Below are 19581 nucleotides of genomic sequence, written 5' to 3' on the forward strand. Positions count from 1 at the left end.
CCCTCTTGTCGCCCCTATCATGTAGGGTGACAGCGGCGGAAATTGTATCCGTGCCCATCACAATTCCGTTTCGTGCCAGCGGCCGAACCCGTCAGCCCATCGCTTCCAGCTCGTCAATCATGCCTGCGATGACCGACAGCCCGCCGTCCCAGAATTTGGGATCCTTGGCATCGAGCCCGAATGGCTTGAGCAGCTCGGAATAATGCTTGGTGCCGCCGGCGGCGAGCATGGCGAGATAGCGCTCGGCGAAACCCTCGGCGGCGTTTTCGTAGACGGCGTAAAGCGAGTTCACCAGGCAATCGCCGAACGCATAGGCGTAGACGTAGAACGGCGAATGGATGAAGTGCGGAATGTACATCCAGAAATTCTCGTAGCCCGGACGGATATCGATGGCCGGCCCGAGGCTTTCACCCTGCACGCTGAGCCAGATCTGGCCGATGCGCTCGGCGGTCAGTTCGCCGTTCTTGCGCTCGGTGTGCACGGCGCGCTCGAACGAATAGAACGCGATCTGCCGCACCACGGTGTTGATCATGTCCTCGACCTTGCCGGCCAGCAGCGCCTGGCGCTGCTTGGCGTTTTTGGTCTGCGACAGGAGCCTCTTGAAGGTCAGCATTTCGCCGAACACGCTTGCCGTCTCCGCAAGCGTCAGCGGCGTCGGCGCCATCAGCGCGCCGTTCTTCGCGGCCAGCACCTGGTGCACGCCATGGCCGAGCTCATGCGCCAGCGTCATCACGTCGCGCGGCTTGCCCTGGTAATTCATCAGCACATAGGGGTGCGCCGAGGGCGTGGTCGGGTGCGAGAACGCGCCTGGCACCTTGCCCGGCCGCACCGGTGCATCGATCCAGCGGTCGGTGAAGAAACGTTCCGCGATATCAGCCATCTCGGCGGAGAAGCCGCGATAGGCCGTCAGCACCATCTTCTGCGCCTCGGGCCAGGCGATCGTGCCGGCCGCCGCGAACGGCAGCGGCGCGTTGCGGTCCCAATGCGCCAGCTTCTTCTTTTTGAACCAGCCGGCTTTCAGATTGTAGTAGCGGTGCGACAGCCGCGGATAGGCCGCACGAACCGAGCCGACCAGCGCATCGACGACCTCGCGTTCGACGCGGTTATTCAGGTGGCGCGAATCCGCAACGTCCTGGAAGCCACGCCAGCGATCGGAAATTTCCTTGTCCTTGGCGAGCGTGTTGGTGACGAGGGCAAAGGTCCGCTCATTATCCTTGAACGTTTTCGCCAGCGCCTGCGCGGCGGCCTTGCGCTTTTCCGGCGCACGGTCCTGCAGCAGATTGAGTGTCGGCTCGATCGCGAGCTCCTTGGTCCCGACCTTGAAGCGCAGGCCGGAGATGGTCTGGTCGAACAGCCGGTTCCAGGCGGCATAGCCGCTCTGGGATTTTTCGTGAAACAACTGCTCGACGCGATCTTCGAGCTGATACGGCTTGTCCTTGCGCAGATCCTCGATCCACGGCCGGTAATGCGCGAGCTCGGGCGTTTGCATCGCGCGCTCGATCGCGGCGTCTTCGATGCGGTTGAGTTCGAGCGCGAAGAACAGCAGATGCAGCGAGGCCGCCGTCAGCCGCTCGGAGACGTCGCCGTAGAACTTGGAAATCACGGGATCGACGCTGTCGCCGGCATGAACGAGGCCTGCATAGGAGCCGAGCCGGCCGGCCAAATCGTCGATCGCCTCGTAGCGCCCGACCGCCTCCGCCAGCCAAAGACCGCCCTCGTCGCGGGCAACGCCTTCCGCCAGCTTGCCCTTGTAGTCCGTTTCAAACGCGACGCAGTCGGTATCCATCTTCTGCAGATCGCGAGCGATTTCAGGCGCGTCGATGCCGGAGTAAAGATCGGCGAGATTCCATTCCGGCAATTTGCCGGTTTTGGGTTTGGCTGCGCTCCCCTTGCTGCCCTTGACGGGCTTACGGGACGTATTGACGGCTCGGGAGGTCGCAGATTTTGCGCTCATGACACTTTCAAAATTGAGAGGTGATCAGGAAATTGGGCGAGATCAGGCGAAAGCCGAAAGCTGCGGTGCCAATTGGACAAGCAGTTCCTCGCTTTCGGCGAGCATCGGCTCGACCCTTTCATTCATCACGCTACGGATCGCGCACCACAACACGATCGCGCGCACCATAAGCCACGCCGTGCTCGGGACTGCCGCCCGCGCGTGCAACGCGACGAGATCGAGGTTTCGGTGCTCGAAGAGCAACCGTCCAAAACCATCCTCAAGGATATAACGTCCGCCGATCCGCGACACACACAACTCGCAAGCCTGATCCGGAAGCGGTCCCAGCAGGTAGAACTGGGCATCGCGCTTCTCCGTCATGCCGGTTTCCCATTCGCGTCCGGTGCCCGGCGCAAGCGCTGCGCTCAGAGCCGCGACAATGGTGCTGAGTTCTCGCTCACTCCACTCACCCGCGTCCTGTTTGCGCTCGAACGCAACCACGCTCATGTGCTTTCCGCTCCGAACAGCAGCCGGTGCAATTCCGGCTCGTAGTACCTTAACAGATGCCTAGCGAAGGCGGCCGGTTCAAGACCCAATTCGCCGGCCCAAGCTCCCATAATTTCAGTTGGAACTCGACTGAACCCGTTCTCGACCTGGGAGATGAACGTGTAATATTTCAGGCCGAGGCGAGCAGCGAGATCCGCCTGCGACAATTCGGCATCCGCCCTCCGCTGCTTCAGCCAATCCCCGGCCAGTTTCCGCAACTGCTTGGCGTCCGGCGCGGCCTTGGCCGGCTGACGTTCAGCGGAACCATCTTGATGTTTTACTCGTTTCATGATTACTAAACTATCTGGAATGAATGACCGGGTAGGTAATGTTCCCTACCACAATCTCAGCTCGCGAATAAGAATCCGATGGCATTCTTGGACCGCAGTCAGATTGTTGAAACGACCGCCCGCACCCCTGCGGCTCGCGGCAAGGAGTTGTTCGCCGGCATCCTGCTCGTGGCGCTGATTGCGACCGTGGGAATCCGGAACGTGGTGCCGGCGGAGGCGCTGGCGCCCGCGATCGTCACCCTGCTCTTCGGCGTTGCCGCATTGACGGCCGGCTTCGCGCTGCTCTGCCGGCGCGACCGATTCCGCATCATGTGGTTCGACCTCGCCGGAAGCCTGACGTTCATCGGCGTCGTTCTGTCCGTTCTGATCGAACCGGATCAACTCGTCGAGCTCTTCGCCCTTTCCGACCAACCTGAGTAACGGAAGCAGTTTTTCGCAGCCTGACTGCGCCCTTTTACATGTGTTCGTCCAAGCCCGGGCCCCTCTGGCAGTTCACGCAAACTGCGATGTCGGATTGGACACTTCAACGGAGTGGCCCAAATGCTAGAGTTGATCTCCTCTCAATCCCTGACAGCGCTTTTCCAGGTCGTGATGATCGATCTGGTGCTCGCCGGCGACAATGCGATTGTCATCGGCCTTGCGGCCGCGGGGCTACCCTATGATCAGCGCAGAAAAGCGATAGTGGTGGGCATTCTGGCGGCAACGGCGCTGCGCATCGGCTTCGCCTCCGTAACGGTCCAGTTGCTGCAGATCATCGGACTGCTGCTCGCCGGCGGCGTCCTGCTGCTTTGGGTGTGCTGGAAGATGTGGCGCGAGTTGCGTACGTCGCATCATGACGAACCGAAATTGCAGAGTCTCTCAGCTGCAAGCACGATCGATGCGTCCGCCCCTGAACGTCATCGGAAAACGCTTGGCCAGGCCGTCTGGCAGATCACGCTGGCCGACGTCTCGATGTCGCTCGACAACGTGCTCGCCGTCGCGGGCGCAGCGCGCGAGCATCCGATGGTTCTGATTTTCGGCTTGGCGCTCTCCATCGCGCTGATGGGGCTTGCCGCCAACTTCATCGCCCGCCTGCTGGAGAAGCAGCGCTGGATCGCCTATGTCGGCCTCGCCATCATACTCTATGTGGCTCTCGACATGTGCTATCGCGGCGCGCTTGAAGTGTGGCCGCACCTCAGCGTCTAGCCGCTTCTCAACAACGCCGTTTTTCAACGTTTAAGAGAACGTTAATCGGCATCGGCGAAATTGCCCCGATTCGGTACAATACAGTAGCGTGCGGGGAGAGCCATGGCTGCCACCATTTTGATTGCCGACGACGACGCCGTGCAGCGCCGTTTGGTTGAAAACATGGTGCAGAAGTGCGGCTATGAGCCCCTGGTCGTCGACAGCGGCGATGCGGCCGTGGCCTTGCTGACCCCACCGGACGCGCAAGCGATCGACGCGGTCGTGCTCGACCTCGTAATGCCCGGCCTCGACGGGCTCGGCGTGCTCGCAAAAATGCGTGAAGCAGGCCTGAGCATCCCCGTCATCGTGCAGACCGCGCATGGCGGCATCGACAACGTAGTTTCGGCAATGCGCGCCGGCGCGCAGGATTTCGTGGTCAAGCCGGTCGGCTTCGAACGGCTACAGGTGTCGCTGCGCAACGCGCTCAACACCTCAGCGCTCAAGGGCGAATTGCAGCGCATCCGCCACAGCCGCGAGGGACGGCTGACCTTTGCCGACATCATCACGCGCAGCGAGACTATGGCAGCCGTGCTGCGCACCGCGCAGAAGGCGGCGGCATCAAGCATTCCTGTTCTGATCGAGGGCGAATCCGGTGTCGGCAAGGAATTGTTTGCCCGCGCCATTCACGGTTCCGGCGAACGCAAGGCAAAACCCTTCGTCGCGGTCAATTGCGGCGCCATTCCCGACAATCTCGTGGAGTCGATCCTGTTCGGCCATGAGAAGGGCGCCTTCACCGGTGCCACCGAACGGCACATGGGCAAGTTCGTCGAAGCTTCCGGCGGCACGCTGTTTCTCGACGAGGTCGGCGAGCTCCCGCTTGCGGCGCAAGTAAAGCTTTTGCGCGCGCTGCAGGAAGGAACCGTCGAGGCGGTCGGGGGTCGCAAGCCGGTGAAGGTCGACGTCCGCATCATTTCCGCGACCAACCGCAAGCTGCTCGATCTCGTGAAGAGCGGCGCGTTCCGCGAGGACCTGTTCTACCGGCTGCACGTGCTGCCGCTGACCATCCCGCCGCTGCGGATGCGGCGCGAAGACATCCCGCATCTGTTGCGGCATTTCCTGGCGCGCGTTGCCGCCGAGGAGAACCGCACCATCACCGGCATCAGCGGCGAGGCCGTGACCCATCTCGCGCAGCTCGATTGGCCCGGCAACATCCGCCAACTCGAAAACACGGTGTACCGCGCCGTCGTCATGAGCGAGAGCGATCAGCTCGGCCTGTCTGATTTCCCGCAAGTCCTCGGCCAGGGCGTACCGGACGGCCAGATAACGCACAGCGAGCCGTTGGTCGTCGCGCCGTCGACGGCGCCTGCCATGGTTTCGGGTAGCGAAATACCAATTGCCCCGCTCGCCACTGCCGGCAGCCTTTCGATGCTAACGACCACCGGCGAGGTGCGGCCGCTCGAAGACATGGAAAACGAGATCATCCGTTTCGCGATCTCGCATTATCGTGGCCAGATGTCGGAAGTCGCGCGCCGGCTCAAGATCGGTCGTTCCACGCTCTATCGTAAGCTCGATGAAGCTGCCGCCAACGACCCGGCCGAAGGCGGCGCGCAGGACGCTAGTTGAGACGCGAGCAACGGGCGCTTACGCGATTACGGCGCCCGCGTGGCAAAGATCGTGGCAAACCAAGGACATCGGTCGTTCGGAAGCTTTTGAACCGTGGCTTGGCGGTGACAGACAAATGGCGGGTGGCGTGGCAAAAACTGCGTGACCCGAATGCAAACGGGTAGTTTGAGGTCAGTTTGTCGTGAGTTGTCCCGCATGGCGCTGGCTGCATGAGAGGGGCACATGTATCGTCTGCGTTTGAATCGCGACTGCAGGCGTACGACTGAGAAACCGACCGAAGCCAGCGCTTTCCCGCGCAAGCTATGAACCATTCCAACGACTGTTCCATGTCGGGGCAGTTTCGCCCAAGGGGGTGTGACGATGCGTGACTGTTCGAATCGTGCAGGATTTGACCGCGTGCTGATGGCCGTCGCGGCAACCTTCCTCACGGTATCAGCGACCTCAGCACTGGCGGCTCCGTCGGATACGCCGCGCGCCAGTGCTGCCGAACTCGCGATCGACGCAGCCATTCCCCGTCCCGAGCCCGCCAACGTTCCGCCTCCCACCATCGGCGATTTCAAGATGGACTCGACCGGCGCGGTGCCCGATGCGGCCAAGGCCACAGAGAAGCCGGTCGAACCGGGGACGGCTCCGAAGGCGGCTGAACCCAAGACGGATATCAAGCCGACGGAGAACGTCACCGCGCCGGCGGCCAAGCCGAGCGACGCCGCCACAACCACGCCTCCGGCTGCGACAGCCATCGCGCCCGCCCCCGAACCTGCCAAGGAGCCGGTGAAGGTCAGCACCGTCGCGCCGGCCGACCAGCCGGTCGCCGACCGGTTGCGCGACATGCTCGGCGCCAAATCGCTGCGCTATTTCGACCGCAAGAACGAGCGCGCTGCCGTCGAGAAGTTCTACTCGGCACGGGACTATGCGCCGCAATGGACGCAAGCCGGCAAATTGACCGACAGCGGCAAGGGCGTTATCGCCCGCCTGAAGGACGCCGCCGCCGAAGGCCTCAATCCGGCGGATTATCCGGTGCCGGATTTTGCCGCCACTTCGCCGGACCAGCTCGCCGAAGCCGAACTGAAACTGACCGCGAGCATGCTCGACTATGCGCGACAGGCCCAGAGCGGCCGGATGCACTGGTCGCAGGTCGCTGGCGACATCCTCTACCCCGAGCACCCGACCGACCCGGCGGAAGTGCTCGCCAACATCTCGACCGCCAAGGACGCTTCGGCGGCGCTCGACGGCTACAACCCGCCGCACAAGCTCTACAAGGATCTGAAGGCCAAGCTCGCCGAGCTGCGCGGCCAGGGCGACGGACCGATGATCCACATCGCCGAGGGTCCGGCGCTGGCGTACAAGGCCGCCACCAAGAAGCAGGGCGAGGTCGCGCCGGAAGACCCGCGCGTGCCGCAACTGCGCGCCAAGCTCGGCGTCACCGAAAATCCCGACGGCACGTATTACGACGCCAAGGTTGCTGCCGCCGTCCGCAAATTCCAGGAGAGCGCCGATCTCAAGCCGACCGGTGTGCTCGACGACCGCACGGTCAAGGCGATCAACAGCCCGAAGCGCGACCGGCAGATCGATACGGTCCTCGTCAATCTGGAGCGCTTGCGCTGGTTGCCGCGCCAACTCGGCGCTGCCTCGCTCGGCAACGCCTATGTCATTCTCAATGTGCCCGACTTCACGCTGAAGGTGATGCAGAACGGTCACCCGGTCTGGACCACCCGCGTGGTGACCGGTAAGCCGGGCAAGCACGCCACGCCGATGCTGACGGAAACGATGAAGTTCATCACCGTCAACCCGACATGGAACGTACCGCCGTCGATCATCTACAACGAATATCTGCCTGCCCTGCAGCAGGATCCGACCGTGCTGGATCGCATGGGTCTGCGGCTCGAGCGCAACCGCGACGGCAGCATCCACATTTCGCAGCCGCCCGGTGAAGCCAATGCGCTCGGCCGCATTCGCTTCAACTTCCCGAACAAGTTCCTGGTCTATCAGCATGACACCCCGGACAAGCACCTGTTCGCGAAGGAAGAACGCGCGTTCAGCCATGGCTGCATGCGCGTGCAGAATCCGGATCAATACGCCTCGACCCTGCTCAATATCGTGATGCCGAACGAGCGCTACACGCCGGAAAAGATCCGCAGCATGTACGGCCGCAGCGAGATCGACCTGAAATTCCCGACGCCGATTCCGGTCAACATCACCTACCAGACCGCTTTCGTGGACGACGCCGGCAAGCTGCAGATTCGCAAGGACATCTATGGCCGCGACGCCACGATGATCGCCCTGCTCAGGAACGGTCGCAGCAAGGATTTGGAAGCCATGGTTGCCCATTCGCAACCGAGCTATTCGCGCCCGTCCGGCTCAAGCCTGCCGGCCGGCGTCAACTTCGCCAGCGACAACACCTTCTCCTCCGGCCCGTCATTCTTCGAGCGCCTGTTCGGCGGTCCGTCGCCCATGACGCCGCCGGCCCCGATTGGTCGCCGGCCGCAACCGCGTTTCACCCGGTAATCCGGAGGACTACGGTCAGTAGCGCGGAATTGCCGAATGAAATCAACAATCTCTCTTCGGCGGAGAGATTGATTGGTTAACCATTAGCCATCCCGGATTCGGCAGGGCACGTTTTCGCCACAGTCCACGCGTTAGGTTAAGGCTTGCTTGGGGGCAGGACGGTAAACCTCGGTTAACCCTCCTGCTTTAAGAAAGCGTTCATCGTCTTTTGCCGGGGGTCTGCAAAAGAACACAGTGAACGCTCGTCGACTGGGTGGGCTCATACGTGCTGGCTGGTTTCGCGCGCCAATTCAATCCGCTTGCTCTGCCAAAAGCCGGATATCGGATCGGCTTGACGTCGCTTTTGCTGCTGGCTGGCGCGGGCACGGTGCATGATGCGACGGCGCTGAACGAAACCCGCACCCTCTCCTTCCACCATACCCATTCCGGCGAAGATCTCACCGTCACCTTCAAACGCGACGGGCGCTACGACGAAGAGGCGCTGAAGAAGCTCAATCACTTCCTTCGCGACTGGCGCAGCCAGGACTCCACCACGATGGATCGGCACCTGTTCGATATCATCTGGGAAGTCTATCGCGACGTCGACGGCAAGAAGCCTATCCAGGTCATCTCCGCCTATCGCTCCCCCGCCACCAACTCCATGCTCCGCCGCCGCTCCTCCGGTGTGGCGCGTTTCAGCCAGCATATGCTCGGCCACGCCATGGACTTCTACATTCCGGACGTGCCGCTGGAGCAGATCCGCGCCGCCGGCCTCCGCTTGCAGCGCGGCGGCGTCGGCTTCTACCCGACCTCCGGATCGCCTTTCGTCCACCTCGATACCGGCAGCGTTCGTCACTGGCCGCGCATGACCCACGATCAGCTTGCCAGGGTATTCCCGGACGGACGCACGGTGCACCTGCCGTCCAATGGCGGTCCGATGAAGGGCTATGAACTGGCCCGCGCCGACATCGAACGCCGCGGCAATGGCGACAGTGCCGCAACCATCAAGATGCCGAACCTGTTCGCAGCGCTGTTCAGGGGCGGCAAGACGACTGAAGAGGATGACGAGGCCGCCAGCGCCCCCGTCAAGAACGAGAAGCCTGCACCGAACAGTGTGGCTGCTGTGAAATCCGCCGAACCGGTCCCGACCCCGCGCGCAAAGCCGGTCGGCGCGACGATCCAGCTCGCCTCGGCCGACGCCCAGATCGTGTCGGCGCCCAAAGCTCGAGCCGAGCCCAAGCCTGAGACGAACAAGCCTGAGACGAAACAGGTTGCGCAGGCGTCCGCCGACAAGGCCGAGCCGAGGCCGCAAACGCCGGCCGATATCATCAATTCCCGCGGTTTCTGGGACGACGTACCGACCGCGGCGAACCAGGCAACCCCGGCGCAGGTTGCGGCCCTGCGCGCCCGCCAGGCGCTCGCCGCCGCCACCGATCCGCGGCCGACCGCCAGCGTCAGCGACGCGTTCAACAAGGCGATGGCCTATGCGCCGGCCGCTTCTTCGCCGCTCGATCGCTCCAACATCGTCGCCGCCTCCGCAGCTATCCCGCGCCCCGCCCGCCCGGTGCGCAACTCCGGCGCCGCTGCGACCGAAATCAACACCGTTGTCGCCAAAGGCACCCAGGGTCAGGACAGCGTGGTCGCCACCTCGACCCGCCTTGCCGCCGCACAGGGCAACAATGTCTGGATGAGGGTGGTGATGCTGGCGCCGAGCGCCAGCAGCGCGATGTCGACGACCGTGCTCGGCGACACCGAGATGACCCAGATGCGCGCCCACTTCGTCAAGCCGCAGGCCGCGGTCTCCATGACTTTCTCGGAAGATCCGATGATGGGCATGACCTGCGACCGTTTCACGGGATCGGCAACCGCGCAACTGCCGACGCAGTCGTTCGTGCTGCGCACCGCCGCGCTGCGCTAGGTTCCGGTCGTACTGCTTCCACAAGCTCCCTGTCGTCCTCGCGGACCCCATAACCACGAACGTACGCGTTGGAGCCGGCTGTAGCCTCGGCTTTGCTCAACATCACCATTTGTGGTTATGGCCCCGGCTCGCGCTCACTTCGTTCGCTTGGCCAGGACGACGGAAACCTCACAGCATCCCGAGCGCCTGCATGTAGGTTTCCAAAATGGTTTCCTGCTCGGCGCGCTCGTTGGCATCCTGCTTGCGCATCCGCACGATGGTGCGCAGCGCCTTGGTGTCGAAGCCGTTGCCCTTGGCTTCGGCATAGACGTCACGGATGTCGTCGGAGATCGTCTTCTTCTCTTCTTCCAGACGCTCGATGCGCTCGATGATGGCCTTGAGCTGGTCTTTGGCAAATCTTGTCGCGGGCTCGTCCTGGACGGCTGCAGCGGCGGAGGTGGCCATCGGATACTCCTGAATGGAACTGACGGTGATGCTGAAAGATCAAGCGCCGCACGCGTTACCGCACGGCGCTTTTTTCGCAGATGACCCTCAAGATCGGGGGGCCTCGCGTCAAGGCAGCATCGCGCTCATCCACAGCGCGCCCACAGGAAGGTAGGAATCGTAGCCCGGAAGAATCTCACCGACGGCCAATCAATGCCCGGGATGAACCTTCTTCATCGCGGCTAGCTGCTCGGGCGTGGCGGTGCCCTGATATTTCGCCTTCCACTCCTCATAGGGCATGCCGTAGACCGCCTCGCGGCTCTCGTCCTTGCTGACGGCGACACCTTTGGCGTCGGCCTCTTCCTTCATCCAGTTGGAGAGGCAGTTGCGGCAGAAGCCGGCCAGATTCATCAGATCGATGTTCTGGACGTCGGTGCGGGCACGCAGGTGGCCGACCAGGCGCCGGAAAACGGCGGCTTCCAGTTCTGTTCTGGTTTTGTCGTCGATCGTCATGGTCTTGGACCCCGCGTCACATTGATATCAGGTGGGAATCGTCACAGATTTTGCCATATCTGCGCGCAAAATTGGCTACCTCACAAGGGAGTCCCGGTTTCCCATAGCGCGGGAAAGGCGTTCCCGGCCGTTGACAGGGCCCGCCGGGTCACGCGAAATCGTCAATGATTTGATATAGCTTCGCCGCATGATCGGAAAAGATTCGCGCTGCTTGCCTTCCCTCCCCGCTCGCGTGACCGCCGCCGGCCTTGCGCCGCTGCTTGCACTGGCGGTGGCGTGTCTGTGGAGCAGTCCAGCGGCGGCCGATTTCCGGCTCTGCAACAACACGTCCAGCCGGGTCGGCATCGCGCTGGGCTACAAGGATGCCGAGGGCTGGACCACTGAAGGGTGGTGGAACGTGTCGTCACGCAGTTGCGAGACACTGCTGCGCGGAACTCTTGTTGCGCGCTACTATTACATCTACGCGCTTGACTATGATCGCGGCGGCGAATGGTCGGGGCAGGCCTTCATGTGTTCGCGTGATAAGGAATTCACCATCAAGGGTACCGAGAACTGCCTGGCGCGTGGCTATGACCGCACCGGGTTCTTCGAGGTCGATACAGGCGAACAGCGAGCGTGGACAGTGCAATTGACAGAAGCCAACGAGCAGCCCGCGCAGCGCGTGCCGGGAATTCCAGGAACAATGGGACCGGGAGGCCCCGGCGGGGTTCCCGGCCTGTCCAATCCGCCGGCCGGACCGGGTCTGCCGCCAGCCCCGGCGCCCAAGCAATGAGACGGCTTCGTCGTATCAAGATTCTCGCAACCCTCGGCCCGGCATCGTCCGACAGCGCGATGATCCGGAAGCTGTTCGAGGCGGGTGCGGACGTGTTCCGCATCAACATGAGCCACACGCCGCACGACAAGATGCGCGAGCTGGTCAATACCATCCGCAATGTCGAGAGCAGCTACGGCCGTCCGATCGGCATCCTCGTCGACCTGCAGGGACCGAAGCTGCGGCTCGGCGCGTTCACCGAAGGTTCGATCCAGTTGAAGAACGGCCAGAGTTTTGTACTCGATTCCGACAAAGCGCCGGGAGACAACAACCGCGTGCAGTTGCCGCATCCGGAAATCCTCGCAGCACTTCGGCCGGGCCATGCGCTGCTGCTCGACGACGGCAAGGTGCGGCTGATCGCCGAGGAAACCACGTCCGAACGCGCGGTAACGCGCGTGGTGATCGGCGGCAAGATGTCGGACCGCAAGGGCGTCAGCCTGCCCGATACCGACCTGCCGGTGTCGGCGATGACGCCGAAGGATCGGGCCGATCTCGAAGCAGCCCTGGTGACCGGTGTCGACTGGATCGCGCTCTCCTTCGTGCAGCGCGCCGAGGACGTCCATGAAGCCAAGCGGATGATCCGCGGCCGCGCCGCTGTCATGGCCAAGATCGAAAAGCCGCAGGCGATCGACCGGCTCGCCGAGATCATCGATGCTTCCGACGCGCTGATGGTGGCGCGCGGCGACCTCGGCGTCGAGCTGCCGCTGGAGCGGGTGCCGAGCCTGCAGAAACAGATGACGCGGATGGCGCGCCGCGCCGGCAAGCCGGTGGTGATCGCAACCCAGATGCTGGAATCGATGATCCAGGCGCCGGTGCCGACGCGCGCCGAAGTCTCCGACGTCGCGACCGCGGTTTATGAAGGTGCCGACGCCATCATGCTGTCGGCTGAGTCGGCCGCCGGCAAATTCCCGGTCGAGGCGGTTTCGACCATGAATCGCATCGGCGAAGAGGTGGAGCGCGATCCGACCTATCGCTCGGTGCTGTCGGCGCAGCGGGCCGAACCGGAGAATACGGTCGGCGACGCCATCGCGGACGCCGCGCGGCAGATCGCCGAGACGCTGGAATTATCCGCGGTCATCTGCTGGACCTCATCGGGCTCCACGGCGATCCGCGTGGCCCGCGAGCGGCCGAAGCTGCCGGTGGTGGCGATCACGCCGAACCTTGCGACCGGCCGCAAATTGTCGGTCGTCTGGGGCGTGCATTGCGTGGTGGCGGAAGATGCGCACGACCAGGACGACATGGTCGACCGCGCCGGCTCGATCGCGTTTCGTGACGGCTTCGCCAACGCAGGCCAGCGCGTGATCATCGTCGCCGGCGTGCCGCTTCGCATCCCCGGCACCACCAACATGGTACGCATCGCCACTGTCGGTGGGGAAGGCAAGCCGGAGAAGTGATGGCGCGTAGGTGATGGCGCGGCCGTCAGCTCCCGCCGTCCTTCCGGGGCGCGCGCACGCGCGAACCCGAAAATCCAGAGCTTGTGGCGCGAGAGATTCTCAGGTGCGCAATTGCGCACCATAGTTCGCCGCTTCGCGCCGCCCCGGAATAACGGAGAACTACTGCAGCTTCGCGTCCAGCGTGATCTTCGTGTTCAGAAGTTTCGAGATCGGGCAGCCCTCTTTGGCCTTACCCGCCAGCTCCTGAAATTTCGTGTCCTCAGCGCCCGGAATCTTCGCATTCAGCGTCAGATGAATCGAGGTGACGGCGAAACCATCGCCCTGTTTTTCCAGCGTCACGTCTGCCTTGGTTTCCATGTGCTCGGCGGTGAGCTTGGCTTCGCCTAGAATCAGCGACAGCGCCATGGTGAAGCACGCGGCGTGCGCCGCGCCGACCAGCTCTTCCGGATTCGAGCCGGCTTTGCCCTCGAAGCGGCTCGAAAAGCCGTAAGGATAATCATTCAGCGCGCCGCTCTTGGTCGAGATCGCGCCCTTGCCGTCCTTGATGCCGCCCTGCCATTTGGCGGACCCTGATGTCGTGCTCATCGCATGCTCCTGATCGCGGGTTGGACCGTCGATAAGCCGCAGCGTGGCAAATGGTTGCGACACAAATGGTTGCGGCAAAGGGCGTGTCGCAAAGGGGGAGGGTTTCTAGGCCCCGACCAGCGCCTTTGCCGGCAGCACCGCCTGCACCACGAGGCCGCGGGCGCGGGCATCCATCACGCCGACGGCGCGTAGCGCCAAAAGTGTGACCGTCTGCACGGCGTCGCGCAGCTTCGCGGGGTCATCCAGATTCTCGGGCGCCAGCGGGCCAACCAGCGATTCATGCAGCGCACCGAGCAGCGCGGTGGCGGCGAGCGCGGTATCCTGCGCCGGCAAATGGCCGGCGCGCACCGCGGCGTCAATTCTGGCAGCGATCTCGCCGGAGATTTCGCGGCGGCTGGCAAGCCGCGACACCGAGACGTCGACATCAACGGGTTCGGCCAGAATGCCCCAGGCGAGCTTGCGCTGCGACAGCACATGTACGGCAACCGTGGTGACGGCGGCGGCGAGCGCCGACGACGGTCCCGGCGCCGCATCCGCCGCGCGGCGGATCGCGGCCAGTTCATCCCGCGAGACCTCGGCGATCAGTTCGGAAATCAGTTCGGCCTTGGAGGGGAAGTAACGATAGACGGTGCCGGCCGCGACATTGGCGCGGACCGCAACCGGGGCGATCTGCACCGCCGCCATGCCGCCTTCGGCCGCAGCATCCCGCGCCGCCGCCAGTATGGCGCTACGCCGCGCCGCCAGTCGCTTTACGACCTGATGGGTTCGCCGATAGACCATGGCGCGTTTTCCGTCCCCGGCGCGCCCTCGAGCCCCGCGGAGCCTGCCAGAACGCGCACACCTTCAATGTCTTGAGCGATAAGAAGCGCTATCGCTTTGAAGAAGTGAACAACTATTCACGGCTGATGACAAGACGGTTTTGCAACGCGGATCTGCAGAGGTTTTGCCGGCGGGGCTTGCGAGCTATTTGCCTCAACACTGGCCGGTTTGGCATGCGCCGGGTTCCCCGCGTTCGCGGGGACGGCGTGTTGGGAGGGTATGGCTTCCCCTACTCCCAGCTCAGCGCACCGCCGTTCTGGTACTCGATCACCCGCGTCTCGAAGAAATTCTTCTCCTTCTTCAGGTCCATCGCTTCCGACATCCAGGGAAACGGATTCTCGGTCTCGTCGAACACCCGCTGCAGCCCGAGTTGCGCGCAGCGGCGATTGGCGACGAAGTGCATGTAGCTCTCGCACAGCGCCGCATTCAGCCCGAGAAACCCGCGCGGCATGGTGTCTCGCCCGTAGGCCGCTTCCAGTTCGGCCGCCTCGCGCACCATGGCGCGGACTTCGTCCTGGAACGCCTTGGTCCATAGATGCGGGTTTTCGATCTTGATCTGGTTGATGACATCGATGCCGAAATTCAGGTGAATGGACTCATCGCGCAGGATGTACTGGTACTGCTCGGCGATGCCGACCATCTTGTTGCGGCGGCCGAGCGAGAGAATCTGCGCGAAGCCCGTATAGAACCACATGCCTTCGAATATGACGTAGAAGGCGACGAGATCGCGCAGGAACGCCTGGTCGGCTTGCGGCGTGCCGGTCCTGAAATCCGGATCGTCGAGATGCTGCGTGTGCTTCAGTGCCCAGGCCGCTTTGTCGGTAATCGACGGCACCTCGCGATACATGTTGAACAGCTCGCCCTCGTCCAACCCCAAGCTTTCGACGATGTATTGGAAGGTGTGGGTGTGCACCGCCTCCTCGAACGACTGCCGCAGCAGATATTGCCGGCACTCCGGATTGGTCAGATGGCGGTAGATCGCCAGCACGATATTGTTGGCGACCAGGCTTTCGGAAGCGGCGAAGAAGCCGAGGTTACGCTTGATGGCGCGGCGCTCGTCTTCCGTCAGCCCGTCGCGCGATTTCCACAGCGCGATGTCGGCCTGCATGGAAACTTCTGTAGGCATCCAGTGATTGTTGCAGCCGGCGAGATATTTCTCCCAGGCCCATTTGTACTTCAGCGGCAGCAATTGATTGACGTCGGCGCGGCAGTTGATCATCCGCTTGTCGTCGACAGATACGCGTCCGCCGCGACGATCTATCATGCCGAGGCCGGTTTGTTCGGCCTGGGTAACGGATTGCACCACGACGGGCGGCGGCGTCTGACGCGGGGATGCGGATGGTTCGGACCAGTCGAGCATTGTGATTTCCTCTTGTTCTTGCTGCTTACTGGCAGGCTTCGCATTCGGGATTATCGATCGAGCACGCCACCGCACCGGTCAAATCCGGCGCGGTGGCGGCCGGCGCGACGATGAAGGGGGCTGGAGCCATCATCGCCGCGGACGCGACGCTGTTGAGCTTGCCGTCGGTCCCCCGGAGCGTGGACTTTTCGACATGCGTCGCGCTGCGCGAGCGCAGGTAATAGGTCGTCTTCAACCCGCGCGCCCACGCCAGCCGATAGAGCGCATCGAGCTTCTTGCCGCTAGGGTTGGCGATATAGAGGTTGAGCGACTGCGACTGGTCGATCCATTTCTGCCGGCGCGATGCTGCCTCGATCAGCCAGGCGCTGTCGATCTCGAACGCGGTGGCATAGAGCGCCTTGAGGTCGTCGGGAATGCGATCGATGGCCCCTAAGCTGCCGTCGAAATATTTGAGGTCGTTGACCATCACTTCGTCCCACAACCCGCGCGCCTTGAGGTCGCGCACCAGAAATTCGTTCACCACGGTGAAGTCGCCGGACATATTCGACTTGACGTAGAGATTCTGGTAGGCGGGCTCGATCGACTGCGCGACGCCGCAGATATTGGAAATCGTCGCGGTCGGCGCGATCGCCATCACGTTCGAATTCCGCATGCCGGTCGCCTTGACGCGCTCGCGCAAGCTATCCCAGTCGAGTGTCATCCCGCGGTTCATCGCGAGACTGCCGCGGGCTTCCGCCAATAGTTCGATCGAATCGATCGGCAAGATGCCCCGGCTCCACAGCGAGCCATCGAACGACGGATACCGCCCGCGCTCGGCCGCCAGATCGACGGAGGCCGAAATGGCGTAATAAGAAATCATCTCCATGCTGGTATCGGCGAACGTTACCGCCGCATCTGAAGCCATCGCAATCCGCATCGCCTGCAGCGCGTCCTGGAATCCCATCAGCCCGAGACCGACCGGGCGGTGCCGCAGGTTCGAACGCCGCGCTTCGGGGATGGTGTAGAAATTGATGTCGATGACATTGTCGAGCATCCGCATTGCCGTCGTCACACTGCGTTGCAGTCGCGCCTCCTCCAGCCGGCCTTCCCGCACATGATTGAGCAGGTTGATCGAGCCGAGATTGCAGACGGCGGTCTCGTCATCCGACGTATTGAGCGTGATTTCCGTGCAGAGATTCGAGGAATGAATCACGCCGGCATGGCGCTGCGGCGAGCGCAGATTGCAGGGATCCTTGAACGTGATCCAGGGATGCCCGGTCTCGAACAGCATGGTCAGCATCCTGCGCCAGAGATCGGTGGCGCGGATCTGCTTGAACACGCGGATCTCACCCCGCGCCGCCTTTGCTTCGTAAGCTGCATAACGCTGGGCGAACGCCTCGCCGTAGAGGTCATGCAGATCGGGCGCCTCGTCCGGCGAGAACAGCGTCCATTCGCCGTCGGCCTCGACGCGCTGCATGAACAGGTCCGGCACCCAGTTCGCGGTGTTCATGTCATGGGTGCGGCGGCGATCGTCGCCGGTGTTCTTGCGCAGGTCCAAAAATTCCTCGATGTCGATGTGCCAGGTTTCGAGATAGGCGCAGACCGCGCCTTTGCGCTTGCCGCCCTGGTTGACGGCGATCGCGGTGTCGTTGGCCACTTTCAGAAACGGCACCACGCCCTGGCTTTCGCCATTGGTGCCCTTGATGTGCGCGCCGAGCCCACGCACCCGGGTCCAGTCGTTGCCGAGCCCGCCGGAGTATTTTGCGAGCAGCGCATTGTCCTTGACCGACTTGAAGATGCCGTCGAGATCGTCGGCGATGGTGGTGAGGAAGCAGGACGACAATTGCGGCCGCAGCGTGCCGGAATTGAACAGCGTCGGGGTCGAGGCCATGAAGTCGAACGACGATAGGAGATCGTAGAACTCGATGGCGCGCGCCTCGCGGTCGATCTCACGGATCGCCAGTCCCATCGCGACGCGCATGAAGAACGCCTGCGGCAGCTCGATGCGATTGCCGTGCACATGCAGAAAGTACCGGTCGTACAGCGTCTGCAGACCCAGAAACTGGAACGCCAGGTCGCGTTCCGGCTTCAGCGCGACTGCAAGCTTTTTCAGGTCGAAGCGGGCCAGATCGGGATCGAGCAGTTCGGCCTTGATGCCTGCCTTGATATAGGCTGGAAAGTACTCGCCGTAGCGCTCGGCCATCTCGGCCTGCGACGCGCTGGTCGGCGCATCATGCACGAAAGACAGCACCTCGGTGCGCAGCTTGTCGAGCAAGAGCCGCGCGCTGACATAGGCGTAGTTCGGCTCCTGCTCCACCAGCGTGCGCGCGGCCATCACCGCCGCCAGCGCCAGTTCGTCCTCGCTGATGCCGTCATAGAGATTGCGCTGCGTCTCGGCGAGCACCGCCGTGGCGCCGACTCCCTCGAGACCGGCGCAGGCTTCTTCGATGATCAGCGTCAGCCGCGCGATGTCGAGCGGGACCTGCGCGCCGCTGGCCAGCGTGACACGTAACGAGGGCTTCCCCGATGGCTGGGCGGCCTTGGCCACGTCCTGTCCGGCGCGCTGGCGCGTGCGTTCCTCGCGATAGAGCACATAAGCGCGCGCGACCTTGTGGTGCTCGCTGCGCATCAGGGCGAGTTCGACCTGGTCCTGCACGTCCTCGATATGGAAGGTGCGGCCCTCGCTCATCCGGCGCGACAGCGCGCCGACGACGTCCGAGGTCAGTTGCTCGACGATTTCATGCACCCGGCGGGAGGCCGCCGCGCCATGTCCCTCGACCGCCAGAAACGCCTTGGTCATCGCGACCGAAATCTTGCTCGCGTCGAATTTCGAAACCGTGCCGTTGCGGCGAATCACCTGCATCGGCGGCTGCGCTTCCGAGGCGGCAAGCGATTCGGGGCGCAGTCGGATGAATGGAGCGACGTTGGCTTCGCGATCGGGAGAGAGTGACATCAAGAGACCCCGTGATGGTGTTGGGGCCGGATGTCGGAGAAGACGCTGCTTCAAATGCGCGGCGAGAAACGCCGGCATGAGTCCGCAAGCGCCGCCGGGACACCCCGCCCGTGGACGTTTTTTTCGGTGTCGCGGCAGGTCTCCTGGCTCGCAGGTCGCCGTCGTTCCCGTGTCTTCCCAATGCGATGCCGCATCAGTGACGTAAGATTCGGAAACAACTCACTGCTTACAGTTGCGGGGGCAGCGCCGGATTTTCGCGGCAAATACGCGATACACCGGCTTCCCTCTTAGCCACCATGTGTTGGGTCATGGCGGACCGTGACTGCTATATTTGGTGCGATTTGAACGAACGTGTCAATGGGGGAGCGGGCGATGTGCAAGAATTTCGGCGACGGAACCCCGCGGCTGTGAACAACGATGACAACGCGCCGGTGAATGTCGCCGAGTTGACGCGCCTGCCGCGTTGCCGATAAGTGGACCCGTCGTGGTTCTTCGGGAGACGTTCTTCCGAAGCTAAGAGGGAAGCCGGTGCGGCCGAAAAGCCAAAGCCGGAGCTGCCCCCGCAACTGTAAGCGGCGAGCCGCTGTCCAACAAAGTCACTGAGACCTCGCAAGGTTTCGGGAAGGCCGGACAGCAGCACTGACCCGCGAGCCAGGAGACCTGCCTCGACAACATACACGTCCTCGGGCGGGGTGTCCCGGTGGTGCGGTTGCGATTTTCCGCGCGCGCTCTGCCGTTCGCGAAAATCCAGACGTGTCACTTCGGCCTTTGCCCCCAACTTTTGGG

General features: G+C 63.1%; 16 protein-coding genes and 2 riboswitches. Of the genes, 7 read left to right on the forward strand and 9 right to left on the reverse strand.

Annotated elements, in window-relative coordinates:
- Positions 1 to 91 precede the first annotated feature (91 nt).
- From V1290_RS14570 to V1290_RS14580, 3 genes are read right to left on the reverse strand one after another with little or no spacing between them, the layout of a single operon-like run.
- On the reverse strand, positions 92 to 1954 hold the full coding sequence (locus V1290_RS14570; protein ID WP_334365054.1) for a M3 family oligoendopeptidase: 1863 nt from the start codon (positions 1952 to 1954) through the stop codon (positions 92 to 94).
- A 42-nt stretch (positions 1955 to 1996) separates the two neighbouring features.
- Entirely contained in the window at positions 1997 to 2440 is a 444-nt protein-coding gene (locus V1290_RS14575; RefSeq protein ID WP_334365055.1) for a hypothetical protein, read from the reverse strand.
- On the reverse strand, positions 2437 to 2769 hold the full coding sequence (locus V1290_RS14580; RefSeq protein WP_334365056.1) for a helix-turn-helix domain-containing protein: 333 nt from the start codon (positions 2767 to 2769) through the stop codon (positions 2437 to 2439). The genes V1290_RS14575 and V1290_RS14580 overlap by 4 nt, the downstream gene beginning before the upstream one ends.
- 147 nt (positions 2770 to 2916) lie before the next feature.
- Here V1290_RS14580 and V1290_RS14585 point away from each other — a divergent pair, with 147 nt between their 5' ends.
- The 5 genes from V1290_RS14585 to V1290_RS14605 all read left to right on the forward strand — a co-directional run bounded on the left by V1290_RS14585 (position 2917) and on the right by V1290_RS14605 (position 9958).
- Positions 2917 to 3189, forward strand: coding sequence for a hypothetical protein (locus tag V1290_RS14585; RefSeq protein WP_334365057.1), 273 nt, complete (start codon positions 2917 to 2919; stop codon positions 3187 to 3189).
- A 120-nt stretch (positions 3190 to 3309) separates the two neighbouring features.
- Complete coding sequence (locus V1290_RS14590) at positions 3310 to 3954, forward strand: TerC family protein (RefSeq protein ID WP_334365058.1); 645 nt, start codon at positions 3310 to 3312, stop codon at positions 3952 to 3954.
- Positions 3955 to 4056: 102 nt separating this feature from the next.
- On the forward strand, positions 4057 to 5556 hold the full coding sequence (locus V1290_RS14595; RefSeq protein WP_334365059.1) for a sigma-54-dependent transcriptional regulator: 1500 nt from the start codon (positions 4057 to 4059) through the stop codon (positions 5554 to 5556).
- A 360-nt stretch (positions 5557 to 5916) separates the two neighbouring features.
- Positions 5917 to 8061: a L,D-transpeptidase family protein gene (locus tag V1290_RS14600; RefSeq protein WP_334365060.1), complete on the forward strand. Its 2145-nt coding sequence runs from the start codon at positions 5917 to 5919 to the stop codon at positions 8059 to 8061.
- 253 nt (positions 8062 to 8314) lie between these two features.
- Positions 8315 to 9958, forward strand: coding sequence for a DUF882 domain-containing protein (locus tag V1290_RS14605; protein WP_334365061.1), 1644 nt, complete (start codon positions 8315 to 8317; stop codon positions 9956 to 9958).
- 168 nt (positions 9959 to 10126) lie between these two features.
- On the opposite strand, the gene V1290_RS14610 is transcribed toward V1290_RS14605, so the two are convergent.
- Both V1290_RS14610 and V1290_RS14615 read right to left on the reverse strand, forming a co-directional pair.
- Positions 10127 to 10402 (reverse strand): DUF2312 domain-containing protein, encoded by a 276-nt coding sequence (locus V1290_RS14610; RefSeq protein ID WP_028351317.1) that lies wholly within the window; start codon positions 10400 to 10402, stop codon positions 10127 to 10129.
- A 189-nt stretch (positions 10403 to 10591) separates the two neighbouring features.
- Entirely contained in the window at positions 10592 to 10894 is a 303-nt protein-coding gene (locus V1290_RS14615; protein WP_028351318.1) for a DUF1244 domain-containing protein, read from the reverse strand.
- Between the two features lie 187 nt (positions 10895 to 11081).
- Between V1290_RS14615 and V1290_RS14620 the strand changes: the two genes are divergently transcribed.
- Both V1290_RS14620 and pyk read left to right on the forward strand, forming a co-directional pair.
- Positions 11082 to 11666, forward strand: coding sequence for a DUF1036 domain-containing protein (locus V1290_RS14620; protein WP_334365062.1), 585 nt, complete (start codon positions 11082 to 11084; stop codon positions 11664 to 11666).
- Positions 11663 to 13099, forward strand: coding sequence for a pyruvate kinase (gene pyk, locus V1290_RS14625; RefSeq protein ID WP_334365063.1), 1437 nt, complete (start codon positions 11663 to 11665; stop codon positions 13097 to 13099). The genes V1290_RS14620 and pyk overlap by 4 nt, the downstream gene beginning before the upstream one ends.
- A gap of 159 nt (positions 13100 to 13258) precedes the next feature.
- On the opposite strand, the gene V1290_RS14630 is transcribed toward pyk, so the two are convergent.
- The 4 genes from V1290_RS14630 to V1290_RS14645 form a co-directional block, all read right to left on the reverse strand.
- The gene (locus tag V1290_RS14630) at positions 13259 to 13684 is read right to left on the reverse strand and encodes an OsmC family protein (protein ID WP_334365064.1); all 426 of its coding nucleotides are present in this window, start codon (positions 13682 to 13684) and stop codon (positions 13259 to 13261) included.
- A 105-nt stretch (positions 13685 to 13789) separates the two neighbouring features.
- Entirely contained in the window at positions 13790 to 14464 is a 675-nt protein-coding gene (locus V1290_RS14635; RefSeq protein WP_065743132.1) for a TetR/AcrR family transcriptional regulator, read from the reverse strand.
- Between the two features lie 268 nt (positions 14465 to 14732).
- Positions 14733 to 15863 (reverse strand): ribonucleotide-diphosphate reductase subunit beta, encoded by a 1131-nt coding sequence (locus V1290_RS14640; protein ID WP_334365065.1) that lies wholly within the window; start codon positions 15861 to 15863, stop codon positions 14733 to 14735.
- Positions 15864 to 15888: 25 nt separating this feature from the next.
- Positions 15889 to 18795 (reverse strand): ribonucleoside-diphosphate reductase subunit alpha, encoded by a 2907-nt coding sequence (locus V1290_RS14645; RefSeq protein ID WP_334365066.1) that lies wholly within the window; start codon positions 18793 to 18795, stop codon positions 15889 to 15891.
- Between the two features lie 116 nt (positions 18796 to 18911).
- A riboswitch (cobalamin riboswitch) is annotated at positions 18912 to 19131 on the reverse strand.
- Positions 19132 to 19263: 132 nt separating this feature from the next.
- A riboswitch (cobalamin riboswitch) is annotated at positions 19264 to 19477 on the forward strand.
- The last annotated feature ends 104 nt before the right edge of the window (positions 19478 to 19581 follow it).

Origin of the sequence: Bradyrhizobium sp. AZCC 1578 (assembly GCF_036924675.1) — a bacterium.
Taxonomy (GTDB): Bacteria; Pseudomonadota; Alphaproteobacteria; order Rhizobiales; family Xanthobacteraceae; genus Bradyrhizobium.

Excerpts from the sequence above, each read along its gene's own strand:
- V1290_RS14600 (WP_334365060.1), top strand. The coding sequence starts at position 5,917 with ATGCGTGACTGTTCGAATCGTGCAGGATTTGACCGCGTGCTGATGGCC.
- V1290_RS14630 (WP_334365064.1), bottom strand. The coding sequence starts at position 13,684 with ATGAGCACGACATCAGGGTCCGCCAAATGGCAGGGCGGCATCAAGGAC.
- V1290_RS14570 (WP_334365054.1), bottom strand. The coding sequence starts at position 1,954 with ATGAGCGCAAAATCTGCGACCTCCCGAGCCGTCAATACGTCCCGTAAG.
- V1290_RS14575 (WP_334365055.1), bottom strand. The coding sequence starts at position 2,440 with ATGAGCGTGGTTGCGTTCGAGCGCAAACAGGACGCGGGTGAGTGGAGT.
- V1290_RS14640 (WP_334365065.1), bottom strand. The coding sequence starts at position 15,863 with ATGCTCGACTGGTCCGAACCATCCGCATCCCCGCGTCAGACGCCGCCG.
- V1290_RS14645 (WP_334365066.1), bottom strand. The coding sequence starts at position 18,795 with ATGTCACTCTCTCCCGATCGCGAAGCCAACGTCGCTCCATTCATCCGA.
- V1290_RS14615 (WP_028351318.1), bottom strand. The coding sequence starts at position 10,894 with ATGACGATCGACGACAAAACCAGAACAGAACTGGAAGCCGCCGTTTTC.
- V1290_RS14620 (WP_334365062.1), top strand. The coding sequence starts at position 11,082 with ATGATCGGAAAAGATTCGCGCTGCTTGCCTTCCCTCCCCGCTCGCGTG.
- V1290_RS14580 (WP_334365056.1), bottom strand. The coding sequence starts at position 2,769 with ATGAAACGAGTAAAACATCAAGATGGTTCCGCTGAACGTCAGCCGGCC.
- pyk (WP_334365063.1), top strand. The coding sequence starts at position 11,663 with ATGAGACGGCTTCGTCGTATCAAGATTCTCGCAACCCTCGGCCCGGCA.
- V1290_RS14610 (WP_028351317.1), bottom strand. The coding sequence starts at position 10,402 with ATGGCCACCTCCGCCGCTGCAGCCGTCCAGGACGAGCCCGCGACAAGA.
- V1290_RS14635 (WP_065743132.1), bottom strand. The coding sequence starts at position 14,464 with ATGGTCTATCGGCGAACCCATCAGGTCGTAAAGCGACTGGCGGCGCGG.
- V1290_RS14590 (WP_334365058.1), top strand. The coding sequence starts at position 3,310 with ATGCTAGAGTTGATCTCCTCTCAATCCCTGACAGCGCTTTTCCAGGTC.
- V1290_RS14595 (WP_334365059.1), top strand. The coding sequence starts at position 4,057 with ATGGCTGCCACCATTTTGATTGCCGACGACGACGCCGTGCAGCGCCGT.